This window comes from Streptomyces sp. NPDC058092, assembly GCF_042884935.1.
Classification (GTDB): Bacteria; Actinomycetota; Actinomycetes; order Streptomycetales; family Streptomycetaceae; genus Streptomyces.
This window is the reverse complement of record NZ_JBHVSY010000047.1, coordinates 21,995-29,974: the sequence shown is the minus strand read 5'-3', so window position 1 is coordinate 29,974 and position 7,980 is coordinate 21,995. Positions and strand designations below refer to the sequence as shown.

Genomic DNA, 7,980 nt, shown 5'->3' with positions numbered 1-7,980 from the left:
GGTGGAGCCATGAATCCCACCGCAAGACCGCACGAGCCAACACCGTCGAGGACTACATCGCAGCGTAATCAACCGGCCACCCGACAGGCTCTCAGCCGACCGGGACTCCGGCCTCCAGGTTGAGCACGGTTGACCGCTCCCGGGCGCGCAGGGCCCAGCGCAGCCGTTCGTACCGGGTGGGCGGCAGCATCGTGGCCGCCTCCTCCTCGGTGACGAACCGCCAGCCGCGCAGTTCCGAGCCGGGCAGCAGCAGCCGTTCGGCGTCCGCGCGGGGCAGCAGACCGCCGTCGAAGAGCATCCGCAGCCCTCCGTAGCCGGGTGGTTCGGGCGCCTCCCAGTCGATGACGAGGAGTTTCGGCACCCGGTCGAGGTGGATGCCTATCTCCTCGGCCACTTCACGGATTCCGGCCCGGGCCGGTGCCTCGCCGGCCTCGACCACTCCGCCGGGGAATTCCCAGCCCGGTTTGTACGTCGGGTCGACGAGCAGCACCCGGCCGTGTTCGTCGAAGAGCAGTACACCGGCCGCGACGGTCTCCGCGGTCGGCTCGGGTGTCTGCACGATCTCGCACGCGGTGGCCGCTCCGGTGCGGACCGCGTCGGCCATGCGCTCGGCCGTCTCGTGCGGGGTGAGCGCGCTGGTGTCGATGGTGTGGGCGTCCCTGGTCAGCCAGCCGAGTGCCGCCCGGTAGGGCTCGATGTGCTCGTAGGCCCACTGCCGGATCCGTTCGCTGTGCTCCGGGTCGTCGGCGAACTCCACCCGGTCGGCGATCCGTTTGCGCAGGATCGTTTCCTCAGGTGAGAGCAGGACATGACGCACCGGAATGCGCCGGGAGGCGAGCCCTCCGAAGATCTCGTCGCGATACTCCTGTCGCAGCAGCGTCATCGGCACCACCAGCACCCCGGACACCTCGGCGAGCAGAGCCGCGGCGGTGTCCACCACCAGGCGCCGCCAGATCGGCAGGTCCTGGAAGTCCGTCACCTCGGCAAGTCTCTTCTGGGGCAGCAGATACCGCAGCCCCGCGCCGATCAGCTCGGGGTCGTAGAACGTGCTGTTCGGGATCAGATCGACCAGCTCGCGCGCGGCGCTCGTCTTCCCCGCGCCGAACGCACCGTTGATCCAGACGATCACGGTTCCCCCTCTTCCGTAGCCCCCTGTGGCTTGCCCGCAACACCCTGCCGCGAAAACCCGCCTGTGGCGATGCTGTTACCCGAAAGGAGCCGCCGGATGCCGGCGTGCGACGTCCCCCTGCACCAGTCCGCCGTCCATGCGGACCTGACGGAGCGGCCGGAGTTCGCAAGGAATCCGGCGGGGGACGATCACGTCGGCCGAGCACGATGCCTGTCGACGCCTTCACTCTTGTGCGCGGTGTTCACGCAGACCTACTGCGTCGGCCGCATCGGCCAAAGCGGCGACTGGTCATTCATCGTGGGGTGCGGCGGCAGCGAAGGCTGGTCCCTCGAGAAGTGCGGCTCGGCGTACTACGCCAGCCGCACCGCCAGCCGCACCGCCGGCGCCGCCCCCATCGACACGGGAGAGCCCGGCTACGGGCGGCACCTCGACCGGGACGGCGACGGGATCGGCTGTGAATAGACACCTGCCGATGCCCTCTTCACGGCAATGACCGGTCGTCGTCCCGGTGGGGACCCTAGGACGGAGGCATGAGGACCTTATCGACGAGGTAGACGGTGGCGTTGGCCGTCTTGATGTCCCCACAGACGATCTTCGCGGTGTCGTTGACCTTGAACGACGTGCCCGACCCGGTGGTCTTGAGCATCGAGCCCTCCAGCGTCTTGAAGCTTCCGTTGGGAAGCTCGCTGGGGGTGATGGTCTTGTCCACGACGTGGTAGGTCAGGACCTTCTTCAGCTGCGCCTTGTCCTTGAGCAGGCCGGCAAGCTGCATCTTGGAAATCTTGTCGAAGGCCGCGTTCGTGGGGGCGAAGAGCGTGACGTGCTTCGCTTCATTGAGCTTGGTGGTGAGCCCGGCGTCCTTCAACGCGAGTGCCAGCTTGGTCAGTTTGGGGTTGTTGGCCGCCGCGGTGGCCACGCGTTCCTTGGCCATGCCGGCGGCACTGCCCTTGCCGTTGTGCGGCAACGAGGAGCATCCCGGGCCGAACGGGCTCGGTGTGCTGGAGGGGCTGGACGCTGCGCCACCAGCGAACGCCTGTGGGGCGAACGCGCCGAGCGAGAGCGGGAGGGCCACCACAGCCGTGATCGCTGCGGCGCTCGTGCGGATGCGATGTGAACTCATGCCGATTCCTCTTCACTCTGGGAGGAGGTCCGTGAGGTGTCTCTGGCGACCCTCATAGGACGAAGAGTGTGTCCGACCGCCGGGTTGCCGCATACACCGCTCCGACATGCCTCATGAACCACTGAGTCAGTCAAGCCTAGACATCACTTGGCGAGAAGCGCACCCCGAGGGCATTTAGCTGGTTGCACCACTCGCCCACGCCCGGTTATTCGCTGGTCACCGGCTACCCCTTGCTGGAGCCCAGGGTGAGGCCCGCGATGAAGTGGCGCTGGAGCAGCAGGAAGACCACGAGCGTCGGCAGGGCGACGATCACGGAGCCTGCGGCGAGCAGGTTGTAGTCCGTGAAGAACTGCCCCCTGAGGTTGTTCAGCGCCGAGGTGATGGGGAGCTTGTCGCCGTCGGAGATGAAGACCAGTGCCCAGAGGAAGTCGTTGTACATCCAGGTGAACTGGAGCGTGCCGAGTGCGGCCAGGGCGGGGCGGCAGAGCGGCAGGGTGATCCGCCGGTACTGGGTCCAGACGCCCGCGCCGTCGACGACGGCGGCTTCCAGGATCTCCTGCGGCAGGGTGCGCATGAAATTGGCCAGGACGAAGACGCAGAAACCGAGCTGGAAGCCGATCTGGACGACGATGACGGCCCAGTACGAGTCGAACATCGTCATCGAGTCGGACATCCAGTAGGGCAGCGGGATGCGGTTGAACACGACGTACAGGGGCGTGACGATCACCTGCTGCGGCAGCAGGTTCCCGGCGGTGAAGAGCATCAGCAGGACGAGCCCGCCGCGTATCTTCAGCCGGGCCAGCGCGAAGGCCACGAACGAGGCGAGGAAGAGGGTGATGATCACCCCCGGGACCGCGATGATCATGGTGTTGACGAAGTACTTCGTCATGCCGGAGTCGGAGAACGCCTGGCGGTAGTAGTCCAGGGAGAGGTGGCGCGGCAGCGAGAAGTAGCCGTGTGCGGAGGTCTCGTCGTACGGTCGCAGCGAGGCGTACACCGCGAGCAGCAGCGGGGCGAGGAAGGCGAGGGAGACCGCCATCAGGAAGGCGTGGACACCGATCCTGCCGGGGCGCACCCGGCGCCGGGCGGCCGGCGCCGGATGCGCCTGTGGTGCGGTGGGGCGGGCGGAGGCGGGGGCGGCATGGACGGTCAACGGTTCTTCTCCCCTCGGAGCTCCTGGACGAGGTACGTCACGACGAATCCCAGGGAGACGGCCAGCAGGACGACGGCGATGGCGGAGCCGAAGCCGATGCGGCTGGCCTCACCGATGATGTTGTCGGTGACGAGCACCGAGAGCAGTTCGAGTCCGTTGCGGCCGTGGTTGACGGCGTACACGATGTCGAAGGCGCGCAGGGACTCGATGACGGTGATGACGCCGACGATGACGTTGACCGGCCGCAGCGTGGGGAAGACGATGCGGAAGAAGGTCTGCGCCTCGCCCGCCCCGTCGATCGCCGCGGCCTCCTTGAGCGAGGGGTCGACGGCCTTGAGCCCGGCGAGGTAGAGGATCATCACATAGCCGGTGTGCCGCCAGGCCGCGGCCAGCAGGACCATCCAGATGTTGAGGTCCGGGTCGCCGAGCCAGTCGGTCGGCGAGCTCGTGTCCCCGATGACCGCGTTGAGGGCTCCCTGGTCGCGGGAGAAGACCAGTTGGGCGATGAAGCCGACCACGGCGAGCGACAGCACGACGGGCATGTAGAGCGTCGACTGGTAGAAGCGGCTGAAACGCACGCCCCTGTCGATGAGTACGGCGAGCAACAGCCCGAACGGTGCGGCGACCAGGCCGAGGAAGGCGAGCCAGAGCAGGTTGTGCCGGGCGGCGGGCCAGAACTGCGGGTAATTGGTGAAGAGGTTCGCGTAGTTCTGCGTACCGACCCATTTGATGTCACCGATGCCGTCCCAACTGGTGAAGGAGAGCACGACGGAGGCGAGGGTCGGTCCCCATACGATGGCGACGTCGAGCAGGACGGGTATGCCGAGCAGCACACCCAGTACGGCGAGGTCGCGGCGGGTGAACCGCCGCGAGACCCGCCGTCCGGTGCGCCGCGCCGAGATGAACGACACGGTCGGTACTCCAGGTTCAGTCGGATTGCATCGGGGGCGCCCGGGGTCAGTCGGCGGCGAAGATGGTCTTCTTCTGCCGTTCGATGTCGTTGACCAGTCCGTCCACGTCGTTCGGGTTGCTGATGAACTTCTGGATCGCCGGGATCATGACCGTGGAGGAGAAGTCCGGCCGGGTGTCGCGGTCCAGGAACTGGGAGATCTGCTTCGCCCCGGAGACCAGGTCCACGGCCTTCTTCTGGAGCGGTGAGTACGCGGAGATGTCCGCCTGGTCGCTGACCGCGATGTTGTTCGGGTCGCTCTTCAGGTAGATGTCCTCGGCCTTCCCGGTGGCCAGCCACTTGAGCAGGTCCTTGGCGCTCTCCAGGGTCTTCTCGTTCTTGAGGTTCTTCGACTTCTTCGCCAGCAGGAATCCGTCGATGGGTGCCTCGACCGCGTCCTGCCCGTGCTCCGGGTTGATGACGGGGAAGGGGAAGAAGTCGATGTCGCTCTGTTCGCCCTTGGGGAACTGGGCTCCGGGGTGCGGCAGGCCGAACACGGCCATGCCGGCCTCCCTCTTCTGGAGACTGTTGGCGGCTTCCTGCCAGGTACGGCCGTTGGCGCCCTGCTGGCAGTACGGGAGCAGCCGGCGCCAGGTGTCGAAGACCTCCCTGACCCGCTTGTCGGTCCAGGCGACTTCCCCCGCCATCAGGCTCTTGTGGAACTCGTAGCCGTTGGTCCGCATGTCGATGTAGTCGAAGGTGCCCATGGCGGGCCAGCCGTCCTTGTCGCAGAAGGCGATGGGGTCGAGCTTGTCCTTCTTCATCTGCTTGGCGAGAGCAACGTACTCGTCGAGGGTTTTCGGAGCCTGATAGCCACGGTCGGCGAACAGGCTCTTCCGGTGGAATACGGCCCATGGATAGTAGTAGTACGGCGTGAGGTACTGCTTGCCGTCCGCTCCGGTGGACTGGGCTTTCAGGGCAGCCGAGAAGCCCTTGTAATCCTGCCAGTTGTCGCTGATGTCGTGCAGCAGTCCCTTGTTGGCGAAGAACTGCATGCGGTTGCCCGCGAACCACATGAATACGTCGTCCGGCTTGCCCTGCAGATACCGGTTGATGTTCTCCTGAAAGGTGTTGTGGTCGACGGTGTTGACCTTCACCTTCCGCCCGCCCGACTGCGCCTCGTACGCCGCGAAGGCTTCCGCGAATGCCTTCTTCGGAATGGGGTCGGACGAATTCGAGCCCATGGTGATCGTCTTTCCGTCGCCACCGGGGCCGCCCCCGCAGGCGGTGAGCAACGACGGCAGGGTCACGGCTCCCGCGCCAACTGCCGCACCACGCAAGAGACTTCGCCGGGACATCCGATGTCCTGCGACGCTGCCCGGCACACCTGACCTGCCGTAATCAGACTGCGTCATGCCCAACTCCTCCGGAGATGCAACCCAACACAACCGAACGTGCGATTGGATCTCACCCCCAAGTGATGGTGCAGTCAAGGGTTTTGACGAGATATCGGCGAAGCCGTAGCCCCACCTCTTCCAACAGACTTCAACACGGTCTAACGTAATCGCACGCCTTGGCGTGCACATGCTGTCATCCGATCATGGACGAGTATGGAGGAACGTAACGATGCGTCATCTTCCAACCCGTACAACCCGAACCGGCCGCCGCAGACTCATCGGAGCGCTGCTGGCCGGACTGCTCTGCGCCGCGGGGGCCACCGTTCCCGCCGTCGCGGACTCTCCCGCTCCGGCCCCGACTCCGGCGCCGCGGGCCGGTAACGGCCTTGCGCTCACCCCTCCGATGGGGTTCAACAATTGGAACTCGACCCACTGCCGCGCCGAGTTCAACGAGTCGATGGTCAAGGGAATCGCCGACATCTTCGTCGAGAAGGGCCTCAAGGACGCCGGCTACGAGTACGTCAATCTCGACGACTGCTGGGCAAAGCCGCAGCGCAATGCGGACGGAGAGCTGGAGGCCGATCCACAGCGCTTCCCGAACGGCATCAAGGCCGTCGCGGACTACGTCCACTCCAAGGGCCTGAAAATCGGCATCTACACCAGCGCCGGCACCAAGACCTGCGACAGCGTGGGCCTTCCCGGGGCGCTCGGCCATGAGTACAGCGATGCGCGGCAGTTCGCGGACTGGGGAATCGACTACCTCAAGTACGACAACTGCAACAACCAGGGCGTCGACGCGAGACAGCGCTATACGACGATGCGGGACGCGCTCGCGGCGACCGGCCGCCCCATCGTCTACAGCATCTGCGAATGGGGCCAGAACAAGCCCTGGGAATGGGCCGGCGAGCTCGGCAACCTCTGGCGCACGACGGGCGACATCAACGACAGCTGGGGAAGCATGCTGTCGATCATGAAGCAGAATCTTCCCCTCGCGGCCGCCGCGGGCCCCGGGCACTGGAACGACCCGGACATGCTGGAGGTCGGCAACGGCGGCATGACGGACACGGAGTACCGCACCCACTTCTCCATGTGGTCCGTGATGGCGGCGCCGCTGCTCATAGGTTCCGATCTGCGCAAGGCGAGCCCGGAAACCTTCGAGATCCTCTCCAACCACGAGGTCATCGCGGTCGATCAGGATCCGCTGGGCAAGCAGGGCACCGTGCTCTCCTCCGCCGACGGCCGCTGGGTCGTGACGAAGGAGATGCAGGACGGCAGCCGCGTCGTGGCCCTCTTCAACGAGACGGGCAGCGCACAGCGCATCTCGACGACGGCCGAGGCGGCGGGGCTGTCGAAGGCCACCGCGTACACGATGCGTGACCTGTGGGAGCACACGACGTACAACACGGCGGGCAGCGTCTCGGCGACCGTCCCGGCACACGGGACCGTACTGCTGCGCATCGCCGCCGACGCCAAGTGGGCCGCGCATCCGCCCGCCGTGGAACTCGGGCTGAGCGGAAGCCCGTTGGTCGAGGCGGGTCGCACCGCGACGCTGACGACGACGGTGACCGATCTCGGCCGCACCGCCGCCACAGCGGTGTCCGCGGCTCTCTCCGGCCCCTCGGGCTGGCAGGTGAAGGCGGCGTCGCCGACCGGATCACCGGCCCTGCCGACCGGCCGGGCCCTGACCACCCGCTGGCAGGTGACGGCCCCCGCGGGCACGACCACCGGCACGTACGACCTGACGCTCACCGCCCAGTACCGCTCACCGGCCGGGACACGGGCGAGGTCCACGGTCCCGTTCCGGACGCATGTGGTGGTCGCGCCACCGGCGGGCAGCAGCTACCTGAGCGATCTGCCCCGGCTCTCCGCCACCAACGGCTGGGGCCCGGTCGAACAGGACACCAGCAACGGTGAGAGCAAGGCGGGAGACGGCAATCCGATCACCATCGGCGGCACGGTCTTCGCCAAGGGACTCGGTGTGCATGCCCACAGCGCCGTCGAGTTCTACACCGGCGGAGCGTGCAGCGCCGTGACGGCCCAGGTCGGGGTCGACGACGAGAAGGGAACCAAGGGCACGGTCGCCTTCGAGGTCTGGGCCGACGGCACGAAGGCGGCGTCGACCAACGTACTGACCAATGCGATGCCCGCGCAGCCGCTCTCCGCGGATGTGAGCGGCGCGCAGGTGGTACGTCTGGTGGTCACCGACGGCGGGGACGGCACCGACTCCGACCACGCGGACTGGGCGGACCTGCGGATCACCTGCTGAGGAAAGCGTCGGGCCGGACAGCCGAC

At 66.7% G+C, this 7,980-nt stretch carries 7 protein-coding genes; 2 read left to right on the top strand and 5 right to left on the bottom strand.

From position 1 onward, the window contains the following. Window positions 1–91: 91 nt before the first annotated feature. A complete protein-coding gene (locus tag ACFVV1_RS39715) occupies window positions 92–1,129 on the bottom strand; it encodes an NUDIX domain-containing protein (RefSeq protein ID WP_390000220.1) in 1,038 nt (345 codons plus the stop codon). Between the two features lie 237 nt (window positions 1,130–1,366). On the opposite strand from ACFVV1_RS39715, the gene ACFVV1_RS39710 reads away from it, so the two are divergent. Further along, window positions 1,367–1,591, top strand: a complete 225-nt coding sequence (locus ACFVV1_RS39710; RefSeq protein ID WP_390000218.1) for an excalibur calcium-binding domain-containing protein — start codon at window positions 1,367–1,369, stop codon at window positions 1,589–1,591. Between the two features lie 55 nt (window positions 1,592–1,646). Here ACFVV1_RS39710 and ACFVV1_RS39705 read toward each other — a convergent pair whose 3' ends face one another. The 4 genes from ACFVV1_RS39705 to ACFVV1_RS39690 all read right to left on the bottom strand — a co-directional run bounded on the left by ACFVV1_RS39705 (window position 1,647) and on the right by ACFVV1_RS39690 (window position 5,649). Then, on the bottom strand, window positions 1,647–2,249 hold the full coding sequence (locus ACFVV1_RS39705) for a fasciclin domain-containing protein (RefSeq protein ID WP_390000214.1): 603 nt from the start codon (window positions 2,247–2,249) through the stop codon (window positions 1,647–1,649). Window positions 2,250–2,472: 223 nt separating this feature from the next. Next, window positions 2,473–3,402: a carbohydrate ABC transporter permease gene (locus tag ACFVV1_RS39700; RefSeq protein ID WP_390000211.1), complete on the bottom strand. Its 930-nt coding sequence runs from the start codon at window positions 3,400–3,402 to the stop codon at window positions 2,473–2,475. Beyond that, a complete protein-coding gene (locus ACFVV1_RS39695; protein WP_390000208.1) occupies window positions 3,399–4,313 on the bottom strand; it encodes a carbohydrate ABC transporter permease in 915 nt (304 codons plus the stop codon). Before ACFVV1_RS39695 ends, ACFVV1_RS39700 begins: the two co-directional genes overlap by 4 nt. 46 nt (window positions 4,314–4,359) lie before the next feature. After that, window positions 4,360–5,649, bottom strand: a complete 1,290-nt coding sequence (locus ACFVV1_RS39690; RefSeq protein WP_390000237.1) for an ABC transporter substrate-binding protein — start codon at window positions 5,647–5,649, stop codon at window positions 4,360–4,362. Between the two features lie 268 nt (window positions 5,650–5,917). On the opposite strand from ACFVV1_RS39690, the gene ACFVV1_RS39685 reads away from it, so the two are divergent. Beyond that, complete coding sequence (locus ACFVV1_RS39685) at window positions 5,918–7,954, top strand: NPCBM/NEW2 domain-containing protein (RefSeq protein WP_390000206.1); 2,037 nt, start codon at window positions 5,918–5,920, stop codon at window positions 7,952–7,954. The last annotated feature ends 26 nt before the right edge of the window (window positions 7,955–7,980 follow it).

Coding starts and splice junctions, on each gene's coding strand:
- ACFVV1_RS39705 (WP_390000214.1), bottom strand. CDS start 2,249: ATGAGTTCACATCGCATCCGCACGAGCGCCGCAGCGATCACGGCTGTG.
- ACFVV1_RS39685 (WP_390000206.1), top strand. CDS start 5,918: ATGCGTCATCTTCCAACCCGTACAACCCGAACCGGCCGCCGCAGACTC.
- ACFVV1_RS39690 (WP_390000237.1), bottom strand. CDS start 5,649: ATGTCCCGGCGAAGTCTCTTGCGTGGTGCGGCAGTTGGCGCGGGAGCC.